Source organism: Actinophytocola sp. NPDC049390 (assembly GCF_044466355.1).
In the GTDB taxonomy this organism is placed as follows: domain Bacteria; phylum Actinomycetota; class Actinomycetes; order Mycobacteriales; family Pseudonocardiaceae; genus Actinophytocola.
This window is the reverse complement of sequence record NZ_JBITMQ010000011.1, coordinates 185,482-209,030: the sequence shown is the minus strand read 5'-3', so window position 1 is coordinate 209,030 and position 23,549 is coordinate 185,482. Positions and strand designations below refer to the sequence as shown.

The following is a 23,549-nucleotide window of genomic DNA, read 5'->3' as shown; positions in this document are numbered from 1 at the left end:
TCAGCTGCCCTTCTGCGGAACGATGGACAGGTACACGGCGGTGAGCACGAAGTTCACGAAGAACAGCAGCAGGAACGTGATCACCACGGACTGGTTGACCGCGTCGCCGACACCCTTCGGCCCGCCCTTCGGGTTCAGGCCCCGGTAGGCGGCGACGACACCGGCGATGAAGCCGTAGATCAACGCCTTGATCTCGGAGATCCACAGGTCCGGCAGCTGCGCGAGCGCCGAGAAGCTCGCCAGGTACGCGCCGGGTGTGCCGCCCTGCAGGACCACGTTGAAGAAGTACGAGCCGAGCACGCCGACCACGCTGACCAGGCCGTTCAGCAGGACGGCGATGACCATGGCAGCGAGCACGCGCGGCACGACCAGGCGCTGGATCGGGTTGACGCCCAGCACCTCCATCGCGTCGATCTCCTCGCGGATGGTCCGCGCGCCGAGGTCCGCGCAGATCGCCGAACCACCGGCACCGGCCACCATCAGCGCGGTCACCAGCGGCGCCGCCTGCTGGATGATCGCGAGCACCGCGGCCGCGCCGGTGAACGACTGGGCGCCGAGCTGGACGATCAGCGACCCGAGCTGCAGCGCGACGACCGCGCCGAACGGGATCGCGACCAGTGCCGTCGGCAGGATCGTGACCGAGGCGATGAACCAGCACTGCTGGATGAACTCGCGGACCTGGAACGGCCGCCGGAACGTCTGGACCACGACGTCGAGGGCGAGTGCGAACAACCGGCCCGTCTCGCGGAGCGCACCCGCTCCGGGGAATGTCGCCGGCGCGGAACGGGTGGTCATGCACCACCCCGCGGGTCGCGGTAGTTCGACGTCGGGAGGTCGGCGACGTTGAGGTCACCGGAGCTGGCCTGCCAACCGTCGCCGCGCGGGTGCGGGCTGGGCCGGAACGCGGTGGCGCCCGCGTGGACGCCGTACCGGGCGCGGTCCTCCTCGGTCAGGGAGTCCCGGATGCCCTGCTGCGCCGCGGGCGGCAGCGTGTGGATGATCGACATGACCCGGTCGAGGCGGCGGCGCACCCCGGTGCGCTCGCCGAGGCCGGGGGTCGGCTGGATCTGGGGCACGACACCGCGCACGTCGTCGGTGCCGCCGTCGTGGTGACCGGCGTCGACCTGGGCCTGCTCGGCGGCCATGGTGGCCTCGTCCTTCTCCTCGGACATGCCGATCGGCCCGATGCGTGACCCGTTGAGGAACTGCTTGACGACCGGTTCTTCGCTGGTCAGCAGCACCTCGCGGGGCCCGAACATGATCAGTTCGCGGCGGAACAGCATGCCGATGTTGTCCGGCACGGTCCGCGCGAGGTTGATGTTGTGCGAGACGATCAGGATCGTCGCGTCGATCTGGGTGTTCAGGTCGATGAGCAGCTGCGAGATGTAACTCGTGCGGACCGGGTCGAGGCCCGAGTCCGGCTCGTCGACCAGGATGATCTCCGGGTCCAGCACCAGCGCGCGGGCGAGGCCGGCGCGCTTGCGCATTCCGCCGGAGATCTCACCGGGCAGCTTGCGCTCCGCGCCCTGCAGACCGGTCATCTCGAGCTTCTCGAGGACGATCTGGCGGATCTCCGACTCGGACTTCTTCGTGTGCTCCCGCAGCGGGAAGGCGACGTTGTCGTACAGGTTCATCGAGCCGAACAGCGCGCCGTCCTGGAACAGGACGCCGAACAACTTCCGGATCTCGTAGAGCTTGTGCTCCGAACAGGTGACGATGTCGACGCCGTTGATCTCGCAGCGGCCGCTGTCCGGTTTGAGCAGCCCGATCATCGACTTGAGGAACACCGACTTGCCCGTGCCGGACGGCCCGAGCATGACGCTGACCTCGCCAGGCGGGAGAGTCAGTGTGACGTCCCGCCAGATGGTCTGGCGGCCGAAGGACTTCGTCAGGCCCTCGACAACCACCTCGGCGCCCATCGAACCTCCCGCTCAGCTTCTCGCATCCCCGACTATGTGTAGAACGAGCGTGTCCCCGTGTGGGTTACTGGCCGGTTAGACCATGAGGAGGCAAGCTACCCAGTCACTCACCGTGTGTGAAGGCGGGGTGTGTCGACAGGACGCACAAAAGCCGGTACCCGACGAATCGGGCACCGGCTTTCGCGGTGGTTCGAGCTAGCTCACTTGAGCGAGACCTTGGCGCCCGCGCCCTCGAGCTTCTCCTTGGCGGCCTCGGCGGCCTCCTTCGCGACCTTCTCCAGGACCGGCTTCGGAGCGGACTCGACCAGCTCCTTGGCCTCCTTCAGGCCCAGGCCGGAGACGACCTCACGCACGACCTTGATGACCTGGATCTTCTTGTCACCGGCGGACTCGAGGACGACGTCGAACTCGTCCTGCTCCTCGGCGGCGGCGGGGCCACCGTCCGTGGCGGCCGGGCCGACAGCGGCCATGGCCACCGGCGCGGCAGCGGTGACCTCGAAGGTCTCCTCGAACTGCTTCACGAAAGCCGACAGCTCGAGCAGCGTCATCTCCTTGAACGCGTCGAGCAGCTCGTCGGTGCTGAGCTTCGCCATGACTGGCATTCCTTTCTAACTGTGGTTGTTCAGCTCTCGGCGGGAGCCGCTTGCTCGGCGGACGCCTTCTTCTCCTGCAGTGCCGCGGCCAGGCGGGCGACCTGCGAGGCCGGGGCGTTGAACAGCCCGGCGGCCTTGGCGAGGTTGCCCTTCATGGCGCCCGCCAGCTTGGCGAGCAGCACCTCGCGGGAGTCGAGGTCGGCGATCTTGTCGACCTCGTCGACCGTGAGCGGGCGGCCGTCCATGTAGCCGCCCTTGATGACCAGGCCCTTGTTGTCCTTCGCGAAGTCGCGAAGCGCCTTCGCGGCATCGACCGGCTCACCCTCGACGAACGCGATCGCGGTCGGACCGACGAACAGGGCGTCCAGGCCCTTGACGTCGGCGGCCTCCGCGGCGCGCTGGACCAGGGTGTTCTTGGCGACCCGGTAGGACGTGCCCGTGCCGAGAGCGCGACGCAGGGTGGTCAGCTGGGACACGGTCAGACCGGTGTACTCGGTGACAACGGCAGCCGAGCTGTTGCGGAACTTGTCCGCGATCTCAGCGACGGCCTCGACCTTGTCTGCCTTCGCCATGGTCGCCTCCTCTCATTGGCTGTAGCCACTGGCCCCGGCCTCAGAGACGACGAACGCCCCGGCGCAAGACGGCACGGGGCGCTTCTTCCCGGGCGCGAGCCCGGGTACAACCACGTTCCTCCTGCGCGGGCCGCCCGCGTACTCGCGGAACCTTCGTCTGCCTGACGGCAGAAACCAGCGGTCTTCGGTAGAACCGTCGTCCATCGTACGTTGCGGTGGTGGCCCCCTCCAAACCGGGGCCGACACGGCATGATGGTGGTCGTGGCCGACAACGAGCACCCGCGCGAGCACGACCCCGCCGCGCCCCCGCCCGCGGTGCGCGAGCCGACCGAGATCACGCCGGAGCAGGTGCGCCAGTTCCAGGAGTTCCAGCGCTTCCAGGAGCTGATGCGCGAGCAGGCGGACAAGGGGTTCCCGCCCGGCACGCCCCCGCCCGGCCTGCTGCAACCGTGGGGTCCGCCGCCGAAGGAGAGCCTCGGCAAGCGGCTGCTCAAGGGCGCGATCAGCAAGATCGTGACCGGTCTGGTGGTCCTGGCCATCCTCACACTGGGCGCCTACCTGGCGATCGACTACTTCTTCGGCACGGACCGCGACAAGCCCCCGGCCTCCCAGACCGGCGGCGGCAAGACCACGGACAACCTGATCCTGGACACCAACCCGTACGAGACCGTCCGCAAGATCTACCACCACATCGCGAACGGCGAGAACGGTGTGCCGGAGCAGGTCTGCCTGCGGTTCCAGGACCGGGGCGAGAAGTTCGCCCGGGACATGGGCTACTCCGACTGCACCGACGCGGTCCGCGGGCTGGCCCGTGAGGTGACCGACTCGAACGCGTACGCCGAGTCGATGCCCTCGTACACGACCACGAAGGTGCCGGGCGACGAGATCCGGATCAGCTCGTGCGAGGACAACATCCGGGGCGGCATCCAGGGCGGGCCGCCGCTCGGCGTGTTCACGGTGTCGAAGATCGAAGGCTCGAAGGGCGGTCAGTGGATCATCACCGGCCACGCCACCGAGCCCGCCTGTCCGGTGGGCTCCACAGGTCCGACCAGTTGAGGTTCGTGAACCGCCGCTGAGAACTCCTCGTGTACGGAACGGATCGAGTTCGGTCCGTATCCGTTACCGAGGAGGTCGCGAATGCCCAGACACCGGACAGCCACCCGCAGGGGCCTGTTCGCCGCGGCTGGGGTCGTCGCGCTCGGCGGTCTTGTCGCGGTGTTGTTGCCGCAGGCCAACGCCGAGCAGGGCGCGCAGGACTCCGTGTCCGCGATGGACGCGTTGACGAGCCTGCGGCAGGAACGCATTCCCGGCACCGCGTGGGCGGTCGACCCGCGCACCGACCGGATGATCATCACCGCCGACGCCACCGTCACCGGGGACACCTGGAACGAGCTCGAGGGCGCCGTGGACGCGGTCGGTGACCAGGCACGACTCCGGCGCGGCGACGGCGAGTTCCGCCTGTTCGCCGAGGGCGGTGACGCGATCTTCGCCGGCGGCTCGCGCTGCTCGCTCGGCTTCAACGTCGTCACGAGCGACGGCAGCCCCGGCTTCCTGACCGCGGGCCACTGCGGCGTCGCCGCCGAGCAGTGGTCGGGCGAGGCGGGCGGCGCGCCGATCGCGAGTGTCGAGACGGCCGCCTTCCCCGGCGAGGGTGACTTCGCGCTGCTCACCTACGACGACCCGGCGCAGGACGCGCGGAGCGTGGTCGACCTCGGCGGGCAGCTGTTCGAGATCACCGGTGCCGAGGAGGCGCGGGTCGGGCAGCAGGTGTTCCGCATGGGCAGCACCACCGGCCTGTTCGACGGCCAGGTCGTCGGCCTCGACGCGACCGTGAACTACCCGGAGGGCACGGTCAGCGGGCTCATCCAGACCACGGTGTGTGCCGAGCCGGGCGACAGCGGCGGCCCGCTGTTCACGGAGGAGGGTGCCGCGGTCGGCCTCACCTCGGGTGGCAGCGGCGACTGCACGACGGGAGGTGAGACGTTCTTCCAGCCGGTGACCACGGCGCTCGAAGCGGTCGGCGCCACCATCGGCTGAGGCTGAACATACGACGAGGGCCGCGCCCCGCGCGGGAGGTGCGGCCCTCGTTCGTTCAGCGAAATCAGGCGACGGGCTCGTCCTGCAGCAGGTTGCGGGTCCGGGCCGGGTCCACGGGGATGCCGGGGCCCATGGTGGTCGAGAAGGTGACCTTCTTCAGGTAGCGGCCCTTCGCGGCGGACGGCTTCGCGCGCAGCACCTCATCGAGGGCGGCGGCGTAGTTCTCCACCAGCTTCTCCTGGTCGAAGGAGGCCTTGCCGATCACCAGGTGCAGGTTGGCCTGCTTGTCGACGCGGAAGTTGATCTTGCCGCCCTTGATGTCGGCGACGGCCTTCGTCACGTCCGGGGTCACGGTGCCGGTCTTCGGGTTCGGCATGAGGCCGCGCGGGCCGAGGATGCGTGCGATCCGGCCGACCTTGGCCATCTGGTCGGGGGTCGCGATCGCGGCGTCGAAGTCGAGCCAGCCACCCTGAATGCGCTCGATCAGGTCTTCGGCGCCCACCTCGTCCGCGCCGGCGGCGACGGCCTCGTTGGCCTTGTCACCCGTCGCGAACACGATCACGCGTGCCGTCTTGCCGGTGCCGTGCGGCAGGTTCACCGTGCCGCGCACCATCTGGTCCGCCTTGCGGGGGTCGACCCCGAGCCGGATGGCGACCTCGACGGTCGCGTCCAGCTTGACCTTGGAGGTCTCCTTCGCGAGCTTCGCGGCCTCGAGCGGGCTGTACAGCCGCTCGCGGTCGACCATCTCGGCGGCCTGGCGGTAGGCCTTGCTGCGCTTTGCCATGAAATGTCCTAACAGTCAGTGGTGAACGAGCCAGCGCCTGGCTCTCCCACGCTTGCGAATTACTCGACCGTGATACCCATCGAACGGGCCGTGCCCGCGATGATCTTGGCCGCCTGGTCGATGTCGTTGGCGTTGAGGTCCGCCTTCTTCGTCTCGGCGATCTCACGCACCTGGTCCCAGGTCACCTTGGCGACCTTGTTCCGGTGCGGCTCGCCGGAGCCCTTGTCGACACCCGCGGCCTTGAGCAGCAGCTTCGCCGCCGGCGGGGTCTTGAGCTTGAAGTCGAACGAGCGGTCCTCGTAGACCGAGATCTCCACCGGCACCACGTTGCCGCGCTGCGATTCCGTCGCGGCGTTGTACTGCTTGCAGAAATCCATGATGTTGACGCCGTGCTGACCGAGGGCGGGACCCACGGGCGGCGCCGGGTTGGCCTGGCCTGCCGTGATCTGCAGCTTGATGATCGCGGCCAGCTTCTTCTTCTTGGGTGGCATTTCTTTCCCTGCTCAGTTGTCTTCCGACAGCCGTGGCTCAGATCTTCGAGACCTGGCTGAACGACAGCTCGACCGGGGTCTCCCGACCGAAGATCGACACGAGGACCTTGAGCTTCTGGCCGTCCGCGTTGACCTCGCTGATGGTCGCGGGCAGCGTGGCGAACGGACCGTCCATGACGGTGACCGACTCGCCGACCTCGAAGTCGACCTCCACGACCGGACCCTTGGCCGGTGCGGCCGTCGTGCCCTTGCCAGCGGCTGCCGGCTTGGCCTCCTCCACCTGCGGGAGGAGGAACTTGAGAACCTCGTCGATGGTCAGCGGCGACGGCTTGGACGTCGCGCCGACGAACCCGGTGACCCCCGGCGTGTTCCGCACCGCGGACCACGACGCGTCGTTCAGGTCCATGCGCACGAGGATGTAGCCGGGCAGCACCTTGCGCTGGACCTGCTTGCGCTGCCCGTTCTTGATCTCGGTGACCTCTTCGGTCGGCACCTCGACCTGGAAGATGTACTCCTCCATGTCCAGGGTCTGGATCCGGGTCTCGAGGTTGGTCTTGACCTTGTTCTCGTAGCCGGCGTAGGAGTGCACGACGTACCACTCGCCCGGCGCGCGGCGGAGCGCGTCCCGCATCTCGGCGACCGGGTCGGCGTCCGCGGCCGCCGCGTCGTCGTCGGCCACGGTCTCGACCGGCGCGTCGACGTCGTCGGCGGTGTCAGTGTCGTCGGCGGTGTCGTCGTCGGTCGCCGCGGACTCGACCTCGGGGTCGACGGCCAGCGCCGCCTCGGCTGCCGCGACGTCCTCCGTGCGCACGTCGCCGTCCTCGGCCAGACCGGTCAGCTCGTCGCTGCCGGCCGCGCCGTTGTCGGAACTCACTGTTCGGCCCTGCTTCCTTTCATCGATCGCGTGCTCCACCTACTGTGCCGGTGCGCTCGCGAAAGCGCAGCTCAGCCGAGCAACGCTCAGTCGTTGCCGAACAGCTCGTCAACACCCTGGGTGAGCGCGAGGTCGAGACCCGCGATCAGCGCCACCATGAAGGCCACGAAAACCAACACGACGGCCGTGTACGTCATCATCTGCTTGCGCGTCGGCCAGATGACCTTGCGCAGCTCGGACACCACTTCCCGCAGGAAGCGGAAGATCCTGGCGAGGAACCCGGGCCGCGCGTCCTTGCTCTTGTCCCGCGTCGGCGTCGGCCTGCCCTTGTGCTCGCCCTTCTTCGGGGCGGTCTTGGCGGCCGGCTTCGCGTCGCTGTCGGACTTCGCCTTGGCCTTCGGCTTCGCCTTGTCCTCGATGCCCTTCGCGGACTTGGTGTCCTCCGCCGAGGACTCCTTCCGCGCGGCAGGGCGAGCGGATGCACGGCGCTCACGCCGCGCCGCGGCGGTGACCGGACGAGAAGGGCGCTCTTGTCCCTTGCTCGGCTCCTTGTCCCGGTCGTCAACCACGCCAGTTCCTCCGCTCGGTGTTCTTCACGGAACCGGGGAGGTCCTCCCCGGCCTTGCGCCTGACGCAGGGGTGACAGGACTTGAACCTGCAACCTGCGGTTTTGGAGACCGCTGCTCTGCCAATTGAGCTACACCCCTTCGCGTTGCCGATCACTCGACGCCACGAATTCGGACGCATTCGACCTGCCCCGTGTCGCCGCGCGGAGCGAGTCGTCAACTTCCAAGTTCAAGAGTGTACGGCAACCGCGATGACGGCCCGCAAGCACGCCCCCACTCACACGAACCCGCTGTCGGTGAGCACCGCGCCGTCGACCGTGATCCGGTGTGTCTCACCCGACCCGCCGACCACCCGGCTCCAGCTGTCCACCTTCAGTTCGTGCTCCTCGAGGGCGTAGCGGAACCCGCCGTACATGCCCGGCACCGGGAACCACATCTCCGGCGTCTCCAGCTCCGTGAGCACGTCCAGCTCGGGAAGCCGCAGCCGCTGCTCGTCGACCAGGTCGGCGGCCCGGCCGCGGATCACGCCGTGGAGGTGCGACTGGAGCGCCCGCAGGACGTCGGTCGGCACCGGGCGGTGGATCACCGGCAGCAGCGGCCCGGTGAGGTGCGTGCGCCCACCACGCAGCGCGATGTCCAGCGGCCGGTCACCCGCCGCGGTGCGCAGCGTCCGCCACGCCCCGTGGCTCAGCAACGCGCGGACCACGGACTCGCTCGCGCCGTGCCACGCCGCCTGGTGGAGTGGCGTGTACCAGCTCGGCCCGCCCGGCCGCCAGGCGTTGACCAGTGACGGCGCCTCCTCGACCGCCGCGAGCACTTCCGCCCAGCCCCCGTCCCGCGCCCGGTCCGCGAACTCGTCACGTTTCGCCTGGTAGCTGTCCTTGTAGGTGGTGCGGAGCGTCGCCCCGTCCCATTCCGCCATCGCCACCCGCCGCAGGCTAGTGGCCGCTCGCTGTTCCGTTCGGCCGATCTGCGACGATGCCTGCATGAGCGAGACCACCGTCACCCCGCGCCGGATCTCCGCCCGTATCGGCGGCATCGCCGAGTCCGCCACGCTGGCGGTGGACGCGAAGGCCAAGGCGCTCAAGGCCGCGGGGAGGCCGGTCATCGGCTTCGGCGCCGGTGAGCCGGACTTCCCCACACCCCCGGAGATCGTCGAAGCCGCCGTCGCCGCGGCCGCCGACCCCAAGAACCACCGCTACACCCCCGCCGCCGGCCTCCCCGAGCTGCGCGCGGCCGTCGTCGCGAAGACGAAGCGGGACTCGGGTTACGAGGTCGAGGCCAACCAGGTGCTGGTGACCAACGGCGGCAAGCAGGCCGTCTACCAGGCGTTCGCCACGATCATCGACCCGGGCGACGAGGTGCTGCTGCCCGCGCCGTACTGGACGACCTACCCGGAGGCCATCGGCCTGGCAGGCGGTGTCACCGTGCCCGTCGTGGCCGACGAGACGTCCGGCTACCTCGTCTCGGTCGAGCAGCTGGAGGCCGCTCGCACGCCCAAGACCAAGGCGCTGCTGTTCTGCTCCCCGTCCAACCCGACCGGTGCCGTCTACCCGCGCGAGCAGGTCGAGGCCATCGGCCGCTGGGCCGTGGAGCACGGCATCTGGGTGATCACGGACGAGATCTACGAGCACCTCACCTACGACGGCGTCACCGCCCCGTCCATGCCGGTGGTCGTGCCCGAGCTGGCCGACACCTGCATCGTGATCAACGGCGTCGCGAAGACGTACGCGATGACCGGCTGGCGGGTCGGCTGGATGATCAGCCCGGCGGACGTCACGAAGGCCGCCGCCAACCTGCAGTCCCACCTGTCGTCGAACGTCGCCAACGTCTCGCAGCGAGCCGCGTTGGCGGCGGTGTCGGGTTCCCTGGACGCGGCGCACGCGATGCGGTCGGCGTTCGACCGGCGTCGGCAGACGATCGTGCGGATGCTGTCGGAGATCCCCGGCGTCGAGGTGCCGACGCCGCAGGGCGCGTTCTACGTGTACCCGTCGGTGAAGGCGTTGCTGGGCAAGGAGATCCGCGGGGTTCGTGCGTCGACCAGCGTTGAGCTGGCCGCGCTCGTGCTGGAGCACGCCGAGGTGGCGGTCGTGCCCGGGGAGGCGTTCGGGACGCCCGGGTACTTCCGGCTCTCGTACGCCCTCGGGGACGAGGACCTGGCCACGGGCGTGTCCCGGATGGCCGCTCTTCTGGGTGAGGCCAAGTAGTTCGACGTTGTCCGGCCCCTCGACGCCACCGGCGTCGGGGGGCCGTTCTCGTCGGTGGTCGCCCGCCGCACGCCCTGAATGGCGTCTTCCGGACATCCGAGGGCCCGGAAGACGCCATTCAGGTTCTACTCCGGCGGGGTCAGGGCCGGCGTTCGGGAAGCCGCCGACTCGAGCTGGGACAGGTCGGCCACGCATCGTAGGCTGACAGGCGGCCGGGCCTGGTGAAAGCCGTAATATTTCAGATGGTGAAAGCGGCTGCACGAAACGGTGACTCATGAGCGACAGAGCGCCCGAGCCATCGGACCTCGTTCGTTCGGTGTCGAGGGCCTTCCGGATCCTGGAGGAGGTCGGCGCGAGCCGCGCGCCGCTGGCCGTCAAGGCGATCGCCCGCCGGTGCGGCCTCAACCTCTCCACCGCCTACCACCTGGTGCGGACCCTCGCCTACGAGGACTACCTGGTCCGCACGCCCGACGGCGGCTACGTGCTCGGCGTCGCGGTGGCGCGGCGGTTCCGCGACCTGCTGACGTCCTTCGACCAGCCGCCGGAGGTGCGTCAGGTGCTCCGGCACCTGTCGGCGACCACCGGGCGCACCGTGTACCTGGGGCAGTTCGTGTCGGGCCGCATCCTCATAGCCGACGTCGTGGAGGGGCCGGAGTCGCCCTACCTGGAGGACCTGGAGGTGGGGCTGGACGTGGCGGCGCACGCGACCGTGATCGGCAAGGTGCTGCTCGCCGAGCTGCCCAGGACCCGCCGGGCCGAGTACCTCACTGACCAGGGCATGCGCCGCTTCACGGCGAGGACGGTGGTGGACCGCGACGCGCTGGACCACGAGCTGACGACGCTGAGCGACGGGCCGGTGCTCGAGTCCGGGCAGTTCCGCGACGGCGTGTCGTGCGTCGGGCACGTCGTGCGGCGCGCGACCGCGGAGGACTCGTGGGCGGTCGTGGTGTCGACGAGGTCGGACGAGGTGCCGCCGGACGTCGTGTGGCACACGGTGCGGGCCGCGAAGGACCTCGCGCCGGTGTTCTAGGCGGGCAGGCGGACGACCGCGATGGCCTTGCCCAGCACGGCCTTGCCCTCGAACTTGGCGGTGATGTCCACGCGGGCGGTGCCGTCGTCGCGGACTTCCTTCACCTTGCCGGTCAGCTCGACCAGCGCGCCGTCGGCGTCGTTGGGCACGACGACCGGGCGGATGAAGCGGGCGCTGTACTCGAGCACGGCGGCCGGGTCACCGGTCCAGTTGGTGACGAGACGGCCGGCGAGCGCCATGGTCAGCATGCCGTGGGCGATGACGCCGGGAAGCCCGACCGACTCGGCGACCTTGTCGTTCCAGTGGATCGGGTTGAAGTCGAGCGAGGCACCCGCGTAGCGGACCAGGTCCGCGCGGCGCACTCGCACGTCGAGCTGGGGAAGTTCGTCGCCTGCCGCGGTCACGCGTCCTCCGCCCGGATCACCAGCTGCGCGGTCGCCGTGACGACGCGGGTGCCGTCCTCGGTGTCGATCAGCGCGTCGAGGCCGAGGAAGCTGTTGCCCATGCGGACGTCGATGGCCGCGATGCGCGTGGTCACCGTGACCCGGTCACCCGCGCACAGCGGTCGCGCGTACTGGAAGCCCATGTCGCCGTGCACGAGGCGGCCGTAGTCGACCCCCAGCTCGGGGTCGTTGATGATGTCCGCCATCGAGTAGTGGCTGAACAGGATGATCGGGAAGGTCGGCGGGGCGATGACGTCCGGGTGACCCGCCGCCCGCGCGGCGGCGGTGTCGCGGTACATCGGGTGGTCGTCACCGATCGACTCGGCGAACTCCCGGATCTTGGCCCTGCCGACCTCGTAGACCTCAGACGTCGGGTACGTGTGCCCGACGAAAGCCGGATCCAGGGCCACTCTCAGCGAGTTTCCTTGTGGAGCCGGTGCGTGCCGCAGTTCGGGCAGAACTTCTTCATCTCCAAGCGGTCCGGGTCGTTGCGCCGGTTCTTCTTGGTGATGTAGTTGCGGTGCTTGCACTCCTCGCACGCCAGCGTGATCTTCGGGCGAACGTCGCTGCCACCAGCCACCTGAGGTTCCTCTTCTCCAAACTAGTGTCCCGGGGGTCCGGGGGCTCGCCCCCGGCCGGGGTCTGGGGGCTGGGCCCCCAGGATTATGCGGAGCGATGACGGTCCGCGCTCTCCGCGGACATACGTCGCCCAATCGCGTAGCGGTGGCCGGACTTGAACCGGCGACACAGCGATTATGAGCCGCTTGCTCTACCGACTGAGCTACACCGCCTTGACATGCCTGTGCCGCGGTGCCCGGAATCGAACACCGCGGCCAGTTCACCGAGCCCCAATACGGAATCGAACCGTAGACCTTCTCCTTACCATGGAGACGCTCTACCGACTGAGCTATTGGGGCGGATCCAGAACGTGCAAGCCGTTCCTGTGGAGCCGAGAGAAGATTACACGGCCTGTCGGCGCGGACGAAATCGGGTATCCCCTCTACGACAGCAAGGTCAGCACCGTCTCGTCCCGCAAGCCCCTGGCCTGCGCCGTTCGCGCCTGGAGCCACGCCTCGAGCCGCGCCTCCGACAGCGGCCGCGAGATCAGGTACCCCTGCGCCACGTCACAGCCCATGGCCGCCAGCTGGTCCCGTGCCACGTCCTCCTCGACGCCCTCGGCGACCACGGTGAGCCCGAGCGAGTGCCCCAGCTCGACGATCGACCGCACCACGGCGAGGTCGCCGAGGTCGCTGCCCATGCCGAACACGAAGCTCTTGTCGATCTTGACCTCGTCCACGGGCAGCTGCCGCAGGTACGCCAGGGACGAGTAGCCCGTGCCGAAGTCGTCCACGGCCAGCACGACGCCCAGGTTGTGCAGGGCACGCAGCACCGGCAGCGCCCGCTGCGGGTCGGCCATCACACCGGACTCGGTCAGTTCGAGCGTCAGCAGCTCCGGCGGCACCCGGTGCCGTGCCAGCGCGTCGGCCACGCCGTCCGGGAAGTCCAGGTTGGCGAGGCTGCGGACCGACAGGTTGACCGCGACCCCGATCCGCAGGCCCCGGTCCATCCACGTGCGGACCTTGATCAACGCCTTGTCGAGCACGAAGTCGGTCAGCGCGTCGACGAGGCCGGCCGCCTCGACCGCGGGCACGAACTCGTCGGGGTGCAGGTCGCCGAACTCGGGGTGCCGCCAGCGGACCAGGGCCTCGACACCGAGCACCTCACGGCTGGGCAGCGCGATCTTCGGCTGGTAGTGGATCTTGACCTGACCGGTCTCCATCGACTGCCGGAACTGCGTGACCAGCTGGAACCGCCGCAGGAACATCTGTCCCATGCTGGGCACGTACGCCCTGGCGTGCTCGCCGGACGTCTGTGCCGCCCGCAGTGCCACGTCGGCCCGCTTGAGCAGTTCGTCGACGTCGAGTCCGGCGGGCGCCCCATCCCTGGCGCCCGGCGGTACCGACGTCGAGTCGGAGAACAGCACCCCGTCCGCCATCGTGGCGGAGGAGTAGCCGATGACCACCCCGGCCTCGATCGACAGCCGGTCGACCGGGTACGACGCGGACAACCGCGTGACCAGCTGGTCCGCGACGAGTTGTGCCTGCTCGAAGTCCGAGTCGACGAGCAGTGCCGCGAACGCGCCGCCCTCGAGCCGGGCGAGCGGGGTGTCCGGACCGAGCGTCTCGCGCAGCCGCCGCCCGGCCGCGATGACGATCCGGTCGCTCCACGCGTAGCCGAGCGCGTCGCTGATCGCCGGCTGCACCTCCAGGTCGAGCCGGAGCATCACCGAGCCGGGGTTGGTGGTGAGCAGCTCGGTCGCGACCTGCCGGAAGCCGGGCCGGTTGTACAGGCCGGTCAGCGGGTCGTGGTAGGCGTCGTGGCGCAGGGTGGCGAGGAGTCTCCTGTTGTCCAGCGCGGTCGCGAGGTGGCTCGCGGTCGTGCCGATCATGCGGATGTCGGCCTGACCGAAGCCGCGCCAGCGGGACAGCTTGTCGTGCGCCTCGACCACCCCGAGCAGGTGGCTGGCGCTGCGCAGCGGCACGACGAGCGCCTCCTGCGCGTTCCGCTGCACCAGCGCGGCCCGGACCTCGGGCAGTGCGTCGACGCGGCGGAAGTGCCGCACGTGCGAGCCGGGCAGCCGCAGGAGCGCGTCGGCGCGGGCGCCGGTCGGCTCGACCTCGTACAGGTCGGCGGCGAGCTCGTCACCGGCGACGACCGTGTGCATCGGCTGCCCCGGGTCGAACCGCAGGCGCAACACGACGCGGGCCGCGCCGAGCTGGTCCTTGATCCGCTGGGCGATGCCGAGCCAGTCCTCGTTGCTGACCGCGGCCGAGGTATCGGGTCCGGCTGCAGGCCGGGCCGCCGCACGCCGCCCCGAGCGGGCGACGATGAGGCTGACCTCGGACAACGCCTCGAGGTCGCGTTGTTCGCGGAGCAGTCCGGAGTAGGCGAGGTAGAGGGCCCAGAGCCCGCCGAGCATCGCGATGACCAGTGGCCAGCCGTACTGGACGCCGGTGGCCACCTCGAAGCCGACGACGCCGACCGACGCGTTGACCAGGCCGAGGACCAGCGTGCGGGACACGAGCTTGGTGGCGGCGGACAGGCGCATCCGCCTGCCGAGCACGTGCACCGCGACCAGCGCCAGGAGGGTGCTGGTGACCGGCGCTGACAGCGCGGCGACGAACACCGCGAACCAGTCCGGGTCACCGGTGCCCACAGCGCCCGCGACCACGGTGAGGACGGTGTACGCCACGGCGATCTCGAAGATCTCCGCGCCGGTGTTGTAGAGGACGCGGTCCTGGACTCGCCTGGCGAGCAGCGTGCTGACGCCCGCGATCAGGTGCGCGGCGAGCACGACCTGGAACGGCGCGACGAACAACCCGATGGCCAGCGGGATCTCGGTGAACGAGATGGTCCAGGAGACACCGCCCCGGACGTCGATGTTGACCGACAGCTGCTCGACCACGAGGAACCCGAGCACGAGCAGGAGCCCGGTCAGGATCAGCTCGGTGCCGCCGTGGAACGGCAGCCACCAGGAGACGGCCGCCGCCGCGGCCACGCCCGAGACCAGCACGAGGACCGAAAAAACGCTGAACCGGCGGTCCAGCACTGGGTAGTCCTCAGGGGTGCGGTCCGTGGCCGCCGGCATGGCATGGTCCGGCATGCAACCTCCTCTGCCGCCCCTGGCGACACCACAGGCCAATCCCGCCGCGCGGGGACATCTGAGGAAGCGATCCCCAGACCCCCAAGTGACCACGCCCCCCGATCGGGCTAGTCACGGTCGCGTAACTGTACCCCCTCCGTGCACAGATTCCGACTGTGCTAATTCGCTGGTCGAAGGGCTAAACCAACTGGTCAGTTCGGTGTCCGCACCGAGAGGGTCGTCTGCTGTCCGAGGAATCTACCGAGGTCAGCAGCCTCGGCAGATAGTTCATCCGTCAACCGTTCCAAGATCGTTGTGAAAGGCGTCACGTCGATACCGAGAGAGTCCCGTGTTGGCCTGGCGCTCCAGGCACCGTGAATCCGCCCACTCACCGAGACGGCAGGCATCACGAACCCACCACCCGTCTGGATGGTTTTGACATGTTCCGGCGGAATCGGTCGCTCTCCGTAGCCAAGGAGGTAGGCGTCGAAGTGCCCCAGCAGCCGGGTCCCCACCGCGTCGCCGTGATGTCCGTCCCGCAGCCGCAAGCCCCCGTCGACGGGCTCGAGAAGGTCGCGGACGTCGTCGAAGGCCTTCCGCGCGACGGTCACGGGCAACCCGGACCAGGCGGCGAGGTCCGCCGGCGTGGCGGGCCCGTGGCCGCGGAGGTACCGCTCGGCCAGCCGGCCCTCACCGTGCGTCCGCACCCACTCGTCGACGAGGACGTAGGTGGCCTCGTTCCCCCGCTCCGGCCCGCGGCACACCACCCCTTCGAACGCCGCGAACGCGAGGAAGTACGGCGCCGCCTGCCCCGCGAGGTCGAGATCGACCCGCTCGACGATCTCCGCGCGGGTCATCGGCGCGTGCAGGAAGGTCAGCAGCTGCTCCACGCCGCGCGCACAGTCGTCGTCGGTGAGCCCGAGCTGCCGCCGCCGAGGCCGCTGCCGATCCCGGAAGTAGGGCCCGAAGATCGACGTCAACCACCGGAGGTCCTCGGCCGCGACGAGGTGGAGCGTCCCGCGCATCGCCCAGGTCCGCACCACGTCCGCCCGCGCGACGGCGTCGTCGACGTCGGCCGCCGTCAGCCCGTCGGTCCGTACCCGCACCGCGAGCCGCGTGGCCCGCACGTCCTGCCCCTGAAGCGCGACGACCTTCCGCACCGCGTCGACGACGGTCCGCGCGCGGTCGTCCCCGAGCCCGTTGGCGTACGCACGAGCAGCCCAGATGTCCACACGCCGACGCTAGTCAGTCGACGAGCACGGGCTGATGACCCTGCGGTGTTGCCGGAACAGTTCCGGCGATCGCGCCCAAAATCGCACCCAGCCCAAACTTTTCGGCTGGACAGCAAAACGACCCACTGACCGATTCTTGATGGTCCGTGGGCCGTTGTGGCTTGTGGTGGCGGGTGCAGGGTTCGAACCTGCGTAGCTTGCGCGACAGATTTACAGTCTGCTCCCTTTGACCGCTCGGGCAACCCGCCGGGAGTGACCGGTCGTGACCGGACGGGCGAAACCATACCCAACGCCCTCGCGGCGCTCACAACCGGTATCCCCTCCAGCGGTAGGCTCGCGTCCGGCACTTGGCAGTACGGCGGCTCGAGAGGTGAGACTGGTGGCGGATCCGTCCTTCGACGTGGTGAGCAAGGTTGACCGGCAGGAGGTCGACAACGCGCTCAACCAGGCGAGCAAGGAGCTGTCCACGCGCTTCGACTTCCGCGGTACCGGTGCCTCGGTGAAGTGGGCGGGCGAGGAAGCGGTCACGATCGAGGCCGAGACCGAGGAGCGCTGCAACGCGGCCATCGACGTCTTCAAGGACAAGCTGGTCAAGCGGCAGATCTCGCTCAAGGCGTTCGACGTGGGCGAGCCCGCGGTGTCCGGGAAGACCTACAAGGTCACCGGCAAGATCGTGCAGGGGATCGACTCCGACCACGCGAAGAAGATCGCCAAGAAGATCCGGGACGAGGGGCCCAAGGGCGTGCAGGCCCAGATCCAGGGCGACCAGCTGCGGGTCTCCGGCAAGAAGAAGGACCACCTGCAGGAGGTCATCGCGCTGCTCAAGGGTGAGGACTTCGGCATCGCGCTGCAGTTCACGAACTATCGTTGAGTCGCGCTCGCTACGGTGGCCCAATGAAAGGCATCGTCCTCGCGGGTGGCAGTGGTACCCGGCTGCACCCCATCACGCAGGCCGTTTCGAAGCAGTTGCTGCCGGTCTACGACAAGCCGATGATCTACTACCCGCTGTCGGTGCTGATGCTGGCCGGTATCCGGGACGTGCTGATCATCACCACACCGCAGGACATGCCCAGCTTCCAGCGGCTGCTGGGCAGCGGCAACCAGTGGGGCATCGAGATCAGCTACGCGGAGCAGCCGCAGCCCAACGGGCTCGCGGAGGCGTTCATCATCGGTGAGTCGTTCATCGACGGGGACGACGCGGCGCTCGTGCTCGGGGACAACATCTTCTTCGGGGCCGACTTCGCCGCCGTCATGCACGAGCACGTCGCCGGCATGGACGGCGCGGTGCTGTTCGGCTACCCGGTGAAGGACCCGCAGCGCTACGGCGTCGGCGAGGTCGACGAGAAGGGCATGCTGATCTCGATCGAGGAGAAGCCCGCCAAGCCCAGGTCGAACCGGGCGATCACCGGCCTGTACTTCTACGACAACGACGTGGTGGAGATCGCCAAGGGGCTGACTCCGTCGGCACGTGGTGAGCTGGAGATCACCGACGTGAACCTCACCTACCTGCGGCAGGGCCGGGCGCGGCTGCTGGACCTCGGCCGCGGCTTCGCGTGGCTCGACACCGGCACGCACGACTCCCTGCTGGAGGCCGGGCAGTTCGTGCAGGTCCTCGAGCACCGGACCGGTGTGCGCATCGCCTGTCTCGAAGAGATAGCGCTCGACAAGGGCTTCATCAGCGCCGACGACTGTTACGCGCTGGGCAGCAAGCTGGCGAAGTCCGGCTACGGCGACTACGTGATGGAGGTCGCGCTGGCCGCAGGCGCCGTGGGCTGACCTCGGCGCACGGCCCGGGCATTCCCGTTCAGTGGCCCGGGCCCCGGCGGGCCATCTCCTCCAGGCGGCGGATGCGGTCCGGGATCGGGGGGTGCGTCGAGAACAGGCGTGCCAGGTTCTCGCCCGGGCGGAACGGGTTCGCAATCATCAGGTGGGCCTGCGACACGACCTTCGGTTCCGGGGCCAGCGGGCGGCGGGCCGTGCCGTACTGGAGTTTGTGCAGTGCCGAGGCCAGTGCCAGCGGATCGCCGGTCAGCTCCGCACCGGACGCGTCCGCCTGGTACTCGCGGGAACGGCTCACCGCCATCTGGACGATGCCCGCCGCGACCGGGCCGAGGATCGCCAGCAGCAGCATCGCGAGGGGGTTCGGGCGGTCGTCGTCGGAGCCGCCGAACAGGCCCGCGAACATCGCCAGGTTCGCCAGGACGCTGACGACCGAGGCCAGGGCGCCCGCCACACAGGAGATCAGGATGTCCCTGTTGTAGACGTGGGACAGCTCGTGGCCCAGCACGGCACGCAGCTCACGCTCGTCCAGCAGTTCCAGGATGCCCGTCGTGCAGCAGACCGCCGCGTTGCGGGGGTTCCTGCCGGTCGCGAACGCGTTCGGGGCGGCCGTCGGGCTCACGTACAGCCTCGGCATCGGCTGGCGCGCGGACGTCGCCAGCTCGCGGACCATGCGATACATCGCGGGCTGTTCGGCCTGCGACACGGGCCTCGCGCGCATCGCGCGCAGTGCCAGCTTGTCGGAGTTGAAGTACGCGTAACCGTTCATCAGCAGGGCGACCGCGAGACCGATGACCAAGGCGCCACGCCCGAAGAGCCCGCTGATCAGGATGATCAGCGCGCTCATACCGCCGAGCAACAACGCGGTCTTCAGCCCGTTGTAGTGCTTGTGCACTTTCCCGCCTCCGTGGCCGTTTCTACTGACGCGTAACGAACCACGACGGGCACGAGTTCCCCGGGCGAGGCAAACCCGCTGGTCAGTTGCCTGTCTCGCCCCTGCGCCAGTACGTCGTCGGGCGGACCCGCGAGCGGTCGTAGCCCCGGTCGGTCAACAGGTGCGCCCGCAGCGCCACCATCGACGACCGCTCCCCCGCCAGCCACGCGTCGACGCGGCCGTCCGGCAGGTCGGCGGCGGCCACAGCGCGGGCGAGCAGGTCATCCGTACCGTCCCGGTGCAGCCACGTCAGGCGCAGGTCGGCGTCGGTCGGCAGCGGCTGCTCCTCCGCCGCGTCGTGGACCTCCACGAACACGTGCGCGGGCACGCCGGGACGCAGCTCACGCAGGATCGCGGCGATCGCGGGCAGTGCCGACTCGTCGCCCGCCAGCAGATGCCAGTCGGCGGTGTCGTCCGGCACGTAGGCCGGGGACGGGCCCACGAAGATCAGCCGGTCGCCGGGCTCCGCCTTCTTCGCCCAGTCCGACGCCGGGCCCGCGTCGGAGTGGAGCACGAAGTCGAAGTCGATCTCGCAGGCGGCGGGGTCGTAGCGGCGGACGGTGTACGTCCTGGTCAGCGGGCGGACCTGCGACCACATGCCGCGTGCGGACTCCAGCGTCAACGGCTCGGGCAGTTCGACGTCGTCCGGGTAGAAGTAGAGCATCACGTTCTGGTCGGTGCCCGCGGCCGCGAAGTCGGCCAGATCCGGGCCGCCGACCGTGACACGGGCCATCCGCGGAGTCACCCGCTCGACCCGCAGCACGGGGACCCGCCACAACTTCGTCTGCTGCCGGCGCGAACGCCTGCTCACGGTGGTGTTCATCCCGTCCATCTTCGCACCGGCCGTTTTGCGGGTTATCGTTCGTTCGAACGAACGAGAGGAGAGGGCGGATGCTGGCGGCTCAGGCAGCGACACTGGCACGGGGTGAACGCACTTCTGTACAGCTGACACAGGAGGCGCTCGACCGCGCCGACGCCACGCAGCCCACGCTCAACGCGTTCCGCCGCCTGCGCCGGGACGCCGCGCTCGTCGAGGCCAAGGACGCGGACCGGCGTCTCGCGGCGGGCGAACGGCGGCCGCTGCTGGGCGTGCCGGTCGCGGTCAAGGACGACATGGACGTCGCCGGTGAGCCGACGGCGTTCGGCTGCGCTGGCGACTACCCGCCCGCCACCGAGGACGGGCCGCTGGTCCGGCAGCTGCGGGCGGCCGGCGCGGTGATCATCGGGAAGACGAACACGCCGGAGTTCGGGTTGTGGCCGATCACCGAGGGCGAGGCGTTCGGCGTCACCCGCAACCCCTGGCACCTCGGCCACACGCCCGGCGGTTCCTCGGGCGGGTCGGCGGCCGCGGTCGCGGCGGGAGTCGTGGCGGCGGCCGTCGGGTCGGACGGCGCGGGCTCGATCCGCATCCCGGCCGCGTGGACGCACCTCGTCGGCATCAAGCCCGGTCGCGGCACGCTGCCGACGCCCGAGGCGTTCAACGGGATCACCGAGTGGGGCCCGCTCGCGCGGACGACCGCGGACGCCGCCCTGTTGCTGGACGTACTGGCCGGGCAGACCCGGTTCCGCGCCGCGGCCGACCGCGAACCGGCGCGGCTGCGGGTCGCACTGTCGTTGCGCCCGGCGTTCATGGGTGGCATCCGCGTGCGGCTCGATCCCCGGGTCCGTGCCGCGGTGGTCGAGGTCGCGCGGCGGCTGCACGGGCTCGGGCACGAGATCGTGGTCGACGATCCGGCCTACGGGCTGCTCGGGCTGACGTTCCTGCCGAGGTCGCTCGCCGGGGTCGAGGAGTGGTGTGCCGCCGCGCCGGACCGGTCGCTGCTCGATGTCCGTACCAGTGACACAGGACGGCTCGGCGCGCGGCTTTCCGGTCGGGCACTGCGGTGGTCGCAGGCGTCTCTTGCGCGCTACCGCCGCAAGGTGGGCAGGTTGTTCGAGCGGGTCGACGTGGTGCTGGCGCCCACGACCGCGACCCCGCCGCTGCCCGTGGGCGCGATCGACGGGCTCTCCGGCTGGCGGACCGACCAGACGGTGATGGCGGCCTGCCCGTACGCGTGGCCGTGGAACGCGCTCGGCTGGCCGGGGCTGAACGTCCCCGCCGGGCTCACCGGCGACGGTCTTCCGGTCGGCGCCCAGCTGCTCGCGCCCGCCGGTGGCGAGGAGCTGCTGATCTCGCTGGCCGCGCAGCTCGAGTCGGTGCTGCGCTGGGACGAGCGCAGGCCGTGACCGCCAGGGAACGGATCCTGCACGCGGTGCTGCGGGTGATCGGCACCGACGGCGTCTCGGGCGTGACGAACCGGCGGGTGGCGCGGGAGGCGGAGACGTCGCTGGGCACGCTCACCTACCACTTCGAGTCGCAGCGGGAGCTGCTGCGGGAGGCCATGTTGTTGTTCGTGGCCGAGGAGGCCGCCCGGCTCGCGGCGCTCGCGGACGCCCACCCCGGCACGTCGCTGGCCGAGGCGGCGGCGCTGGTCGAGCGCGTCGCGGTGGACACCCGGTTCGGGCACGAGCAGATCGCGCCGCTGGAGCTGTACATCCAGGCGGGACGGGACCCGTCGCTGCGGGACGCGGCCGCAGCCTGCTTCGAGGCATACGACCGTATCGCCATCACGGTGCTGACCAGGCTGGGCGTCCCGTCACCGGACCGGCTCGCCGGCCCGGTCGTGGCGCTCCTCACCGGCCTGCAGCTGCGCCGCCTCGCCACCGGCGAACCCGGCCCGACGAGCATCGCGGACGCGGTGACGATGCTGGTGCGCGAGTAGCAGCCCACCGGCGGCGACGTGCAGAAACGCCTGTACGTCAAGGAGAACCGGCGACTCGACGGCCCCCGCGACGAGCATCCCGGCGGTGGTCCCGAGCGTCATGAGCGCGAACGCGGCGGCGAGCAGCCTGCCGGTCGCCGCGGGCGGGACCGCCGACTGCAGCACGGCGGCGAGCCCCGAGTTCGCGACCACCCCGGGCGCACCCACGGCGACGAACATCCCGACGTAGACGCCGATGGCCGTGGTCAGCGCGGGCCCGTGCCAGATACACGCCGACACCAGCCCGAACGCGACCGCGCCCCACGCGAACAGGCCGGTCGGCGCGACCCGCCTCGCGACCGTCGCGACGGCGAACCCGGCGGCGAGCCCGCCGATCGCCTGCACGCCCCGCAGCAGGCCGACGCCGCCGGCACCCGCGTCGAGGGTTTCCAGTACGAACGGCACGAAGCGCACGAGGAAGATCCCCTGCGCCACGCACATGAGCGTGAGCGCGATCCCGATCGGCAGGAGGCGCCGGTCGACCCGCAGCGGCGGCGGCGTGACGGCCTTGACAGGTCGGGTGACCGGGAACCGCCCGCACATCGCGGCCGCACCGACCACGAGGATCGCCGCGTACACGGCGTAGACCAGCGGAATCCCGCCGACCGTGAGGAGCGTGCCGCCGAGCCAGGCGCCGACGAGCCGCGCGATGTTGGCGGCCGCGGCGAGCAGGCCGTTGGCGGCGGTGCGCCGCTCGACGGGCACGAGGTCGGCGACGAGCGCGTTGCGTGCGGGCTCGAAGAACGCGGCGAGGCTGGTCTGCGACGCCATGACGACCCAGCACATCGCGTCGTCGGCGAGCAGCGGCGCGGCGACGACGGCCTGTCCGAGGCAGACGACCAGCAGCAGGCGCGGCCGGTGCACGCGGTCCGCCGCCAGCCCCGTGACCGGACTGAGCAGCACCATCGGCGCCAGCCCGAGGATCATCATGAGCGCGGTCGACGCGGCCGAGCCGGTGGCCTGGAAGACGAGCACGGGCAACGCGATCTGGAGCATCCACTCCGCGGTCTCGGAGCAGAGAGAAGCGACCAGGAGGCGTTTCACCTGGTCAGCCACAGGAAGGCGCGGAAGGCCGCGTGCACGGTGCGGGCCTCGGGCGGCGCGCCCTCGCGGATCGTGGTGACGTACGGCCGGAGCAGCGCGTCGACCTTCGCGGCCAGCTCGGTCAGCTCGCCGGGCGTCACCGTGAGCGCGTAGCTGTCGAGCGCGCCCGCGTGCCGCCACTCCGGCGGGACCTCGTCGGCGTGGTCGAGGAAGCGCTGCGTGAGCTGCTGGTCCTGCCGTAGCGCGCTGCCGAGGACGGCGAGCTGGGCGGTGCGCATGGTGTCGTCGTCGGCCAGTTCCCCCAGCTCGAGACCGACGACGGTGGCGCGCCACGGCCGCTGCCGCCCGTCGGGTCCGTCGACCGGCTCGACCAGGCCGAACTTGGCGAGCTGACGCAGGTGCCACGAGCAGTTCGACGCGGTGGAGCCGACCGCCTCGGCGCACTCGCTCGCGGTGCGCGGGCCGTGGGCCAGGAGGTGGCGGAGCAGCTCGCCACGCAGGGGGTGCGCGAGGGCGGTCATCAGCTCGACGTCGGTGACGCGGTGCCGTTGTGCCATACCTGAAAGGTTACTTTCGAAAGAGTTCTTTCACAAGTGGGTC

At 70.1% G+C, this 23,549-nt stretch carries 25 protein-coding genes, 4 tRNA genes and 1 pseudogene; 8 read left to right on the top strand and 22 right to left on the bottom strand.

All coding sequences use genetic code 11. The features are described from left to right. The 4 genes from ACIBVP_RS28935 to rplJ all read right to left on the bottom strand — a co-directional run bounded on the left by ACIBVP_RS28935 (position 1) and on the right by rplJ (position 3,084). Positions 1-795, bottom strand: a complete 795-nt coding sequence (locus ACIBVP_RS28935) for an MlaE family ABC transporter permease (protein WP_396109502.1) — start codon at positions 793-795, stop codon at positions 1-3. Next, the gene (locus tag ACIBVP_RS28930; RefSeq protein ID WP_396109501.1) at positions 792-1,919 is read right to left on the bottom strand and encodes an ABC transporter ATP-binding protein; all 1,128 of its coding nucleotides are present in this window, start codon (positions 1,917-1,919) and stop codon (positions 792-794) included. The genes ACIBVP_RS28935 and ACIBVP_RS28930 overlap by 4 nt, the downstream gene beginning before the upstream one ends. Positions 1,920-2,119: 200 nt before the next feature. After that, entirely contained in the window at positions 2,120-2,512 is a 393-nt protein-coding gene (gene rplL / locus ACIBVP_RS28925) for a 50S ribosomal protein L7/L12 (RefSeq protein WP_396109500.1), read from the bottom strand. A gap of 29 nt (positions 2,513-2,541) precedes the next feature. Further along, positions 2,542-3,084 carry a 50S ribosomal protein L10 gene (rplJ, locus tag ACIBVP_RS28920; RefSeq protein WP_396109499.1) on the bottom strand — a complete coding sequence of 181 codons (543 nt, stop codon included), beginning with the start codon at positions 3,082-3,084 and terminating at the stop codon, positions 2,542-2,544. Between the two features lie 261 nt (positions 3,085-3,345). Between rplJ and ACIBVP_RS28915 the strand changes: the two genes are divergently transcribed. Beyond that, positions 3,346-4,140, top strand: coding sequence for a hypothetical protein (locus tag ACIBVP_RS28915; protein WP_396109498.1), 795 nt, complete (start codon positions 3,346-3,348; stop codon positions 4,138-4,140). 81 nt (positions 4,141-4,221) lie between these two features. Then, on the top strand, positions 4,222-5,121 hold the full coding sequence (locus ACIBVP_RS28910) for a S1 family peptidase (protein ID WP_396109497.1): 900 nt from the start codon (positions 4,222-4,224) through the stop codon (positions 5,119-5,121). 64 nt (positions 5,122-5,185) lie between these two features. On the opposite strand, the gene rplA is transcribed toward ACIBVP_RS28910, so the two are convergent. The 6 genes from rplA to ACIBVP_RS28880 all read right to left on the bottom strand — a co-directional run bounded on the left by rplA (position 5,186) and on the right by ACIBVP_RS28880 (position 8,758). Continuing rightward, positions 5,186-5,905 (bottom strand): 50S ribosomal protein L1, encoded by a 720-nt coding sequence (rplA, locus tag ACIBVP_RS28905; RefSeq protein ID WP_396109496.1) that lies wholly within the window; start codon positions 5,903-5,905, stop codon positions 5,186-5,188. Positions 5,906-5,964: 59 nt separating this feature from the next. Next, on the bottom strand, positions 5,965-6,396 hold the full coding sequence (gene rplK, locus ACIBVP_RS28900) for a 50S ribosomal protein L11 (RefSeq protein WP_396109495.1): 432 nt from the start codon (positions 6,394-6,396) through the stop codon (positions 5,965-5,967). A 37-nt stretch (positions 6,397-6,433) separates the two neighbouring features. Continuing rightward, a complete protein-coding gene (nusG, locus tag ACIBVP_RS28895) occupies positions 6,434-7,270 on the bottom strand; it encodes a transcription termination/antitermination protein NusG (protein ID WP_396109494.1) in 837 nt (278 codons plus the stop codon). A gap of 86 nt (positions 7,271-7,356) precedes the next feature. After that, positions 7,357-7,839 (bottom strand): preprotein translocase subunit SecE, encoded by a 483-nt coding sequence (gene secE / locus ACIBVP_RS28890; protein ID WP_396109493.1) that lies wholly within the window; start codon positions 7,837-7,839, stop codon positions 7,357-7,359. 65 nt (positions 7,840-7,904) lie between these two features. Then, positions 7,905-7,977 (bottom strand) — tRNA-Trp (locus tag ACIBVP_RS28885). 136 nt (positions 7,978-8,113) lie between these two features. After that, a complete protein-coding gene (locus ACIBVP_RS28880) occupies positions 8,114-8,758 on the bottom strand; it encodes a hypothetical protein (protein WP_396109669.1) in 645 nt (214 codons plus the stop codon). Positions 8,759-8,822: 64 nt separating this feature from the next. On the opposite strand from ACIBVP_RS28880, the gene ACIBVP_RS28875 reads away from it, so the two are divergent. After that, positions 8,823-10,043, top strand: coding sequence for a pyridoxal phosphate-dependent aminotransferase (locus tag ACIBVP_RS28875; RefSeq protein WP_396109492.1), 1,221 nt, complete (start codon positions 8,823-8,825; stop codon positions 10,041-10,043). A 274-nt stretch (positions 10,044-10,317) separates the two neighbouring features. Beyond that, entirely contained in the window at positions 10,318-11,073 is a 756-nt protein-coding gene (locus ACIBVP_RS28870; RefSeq protein WP_396109491.1) for an IclR family transcriptional regulator, read from the top strand. On the opposite strand, the gene ACIBVP_RS28865 is transcribed toward ACIBVP_RS28870, so the two are convergent. The 8 genes from ACIBVP_RS28865 to ACIBVP_RS28830 all read right to left on the bottom strand — a co-directional run bounded on the left by ACIBVP_RS28865 (position 11,070) and on the right by ACIBVP_RS28830 (position 16,639). Next, positions 11,070-11,477: a MaoC/PaaZ C-terminal domain-containing protein gene (locus ACIBVP_RS28865; RefSeq protein ID WP_396109490.1), complete on the bottom strand. Its 408-nt coding sequence runs from the start codon at positions 11,475-11,477 to the stop codon at positions 11,070-11,072. The genes ACIBVP_RS28870 and ACIBVP_RS28865 overlap by 4 nt on opposite strands. Then, positions 11,474-11,926, bottom strand: coding sequence for a MaoC family dehydratase N-terminal domain-containing protein (locus ACIBVP_RS28860; RefSeq protein WP_396109489.1), 453 nt, complete (start codon positions 11,924-11,926; stop codon positions 11,474-11,476). The genes ACIBVP_RS28865 and ACIBVP_RS28860 overlap by 4 nt, the downstream gene beginning before the upstream one ends. Positions 11,927-11,928: 2 nt before the next feature. After that, a complete protein-coding gene (gene rpmG, locus ACIBVP_RS28855) occupies positions 11,929-12,096 on the bottom strand; it encodes a 50S ribosomal protein L33 (RefSeq protein WP_184815317.1) in 168 nt (55 codons plus the stop codon). 138 nt (positions 12,097-12,234) lie between these two features. Continuing rightward, positions 12,235-12,307: transfer RNA gene (locus ACIBVP_RS28850), tRNA-Met, on the bottom strand. Positions 12,308-12,360: 53 nt separating this feature from the next. Continuing rightward, positions 12,361-12,433, bottom strand: a tRNA-Thr gene (locus tag ACIBVP_RS28845). A gap of 83 nt (positions 12,434-12,516) precedes the next feature. Then, complete coding sequence (locus ACIBVP_RS28840) at positions 12,517-15,180, bottom strand: putative bifunctional diguanylate cyclase/phosphodiesterase (protein ID WP_396109488.1); 2,664 nt, start codon at positions 15,178-15,180, stop codon at positions 12,517-12,519. A 191-nt stretch (positions 15,181-15,371) separates the two neighbouring features. Beyond that, positions 15,372-16,391 carry a winged helix DNA-binding domain-containing protein gene (locus tag ACIBVP_RS28835; protein WP_396109487.1) on the bottom strand — a complete coding sequence of 340 codons (1,020 nt, stop codon included), beginning with the start codon at positions 16,389-16,391 and terminating at the stop codon, positions 15,372-15,374. A 164-nt stretch (positions 16,392-16,555) separates the two neighbouring features. Further along, a tRNA-Tyr gene (locus tag ACIBVP_RS28830) sits at positions 16,556-16,639 on the bottom strand. A gap of 131 nt (positions 16,640-16,770) precedes the next feature. Here ACIBVP_RS28830 and ACIBVP_RS28825 point away from each other — a divergent pair. Both ACIBVP_RS28825 and rfbA read left to right on the top strand, forming a co-directional pair. Next, the gene (locus ACIBVP_RS28825; RefSeq protein WP_396109486.1) at positions 16,771-17,262 is read left to right on the top strand and encodes a YajQ family cyclic di-GMP-binding protein; all 492 of its coding nucleotides are present in this window, start codon (positions 16,771-16,773) and stop codon (positions 17,260-17,262) included. A 23-nt stretch (positions 17,263-17,285) separates the two neighbouring features. Further along, complete coding sequence (gene rfbA, locus ACIBVP_RS28820) at positions 17,286-18,167, top strand: glucose-1-phosphate thymidylyltransferase RfbA (RefSeq protein ID WP_396109485.1); 882 nt, start codon at positions 17,286-17,288, stop codon at positions 18,165-18,167. A gap of 28 nt (positions 18,168-18,195) precedes the next feature. On the opposite strand, the gene htpX is transcribed toward rfbA, so the two are convergent. Continuing rightward, positions 18,196-19,065: a zinc metalloprotease HtpX gene (htpX, locus tag ACIBVP_RS28815; RefSeq protein ID WP_396109484.1), complete on the bottom strand. Its 870-nt coding sequence runs from the start codon at positions 19,063-19,065 to the stop codon at positions 18,196-18,198. Positions 19,066-19,147: 82 nt separating this feature from the next. Beyond that, positions 19,148-19,927 carry a siderophore-interacting protein gene (locus ACIBVP_RS28810; RefSeq protein ID WP_396109483.1) on the bottom strand — a complete coding sequence of 260 codons (780 nt, stop codon included), beginning with the start codon at positions 19,925-19,927 and terminating at the stop codon, positions 19,148-19,150. A 68-nt stretch (positions 19,928-19,995) separates the two neighbouring features. Between ACIBVP_RS28810 and ACIBVP_RS28805 the strand changes: the two genes are divergently transcribed. Together ACIBVP_RS28805 and ACIBVP_RS28800 are read left to right on the top strand one after the other, a co-directional pair. Beyond that, on the top strand, positions 19,996-21,330 hold the full coding sequence (locus tag ACIBVP_RS28805) for an amidase (RefSeq protein ID WP_396109482.1): 1,335 nt from the start codon (positions 19,996-19,998) through the stop codon (positions 21,328-21,330). Beyond that, a complete protein-coding gene (locus ACIBVP_RS28800) occupies positions 21,327-21,866 on the top strand; it encodes a TetR/AcrR family transcriptional regulator (RefSeq protein ID WP_396109481.1) in 540 nt (179 codons plus the stop codon). The genes ACIBVP_RS28805 and ACIBVP_RS28800 overlap by 4 nt, the downstream gene beginning before the upstream one ends. A 27-nt stretch (positions 21,867-21,893) precedes the next feature. Here the strand turns inward: ACIBVP_RS28800 and ACIBVP_RS28795 are convergent. Together ACIBVP_RS28795 and ACIBVP_RS28790 are read right to left on the bottom strand one after the other, a co-directional pair. Then, positions 21,894-22,949 (bottom strand): annotated as a pseudogene (locus ACIBVP_RS28795) (MFS transporter); the annotation flags it as partial. Further along, positions 22,946-23,506 carry a helix-turn-helix domain-containing protein gene (locus ACIBVP_RS28790; RefSeq protein ID WP_396109480.1) on the bottom strand — a complete coding sequence of 187 codons (561 nt, stop codon included), beginning with the start codon at positions 23,504-23,506 and terminating at the stop codon, positions 22,946-22,948. The gene ACIBVP_RS28790 and the pseudogene ACIBVP_RS28795, both read right to left, overlap by 4 nt. Positions 23,507-23,549: the final 43 nt, after the last annotated feature.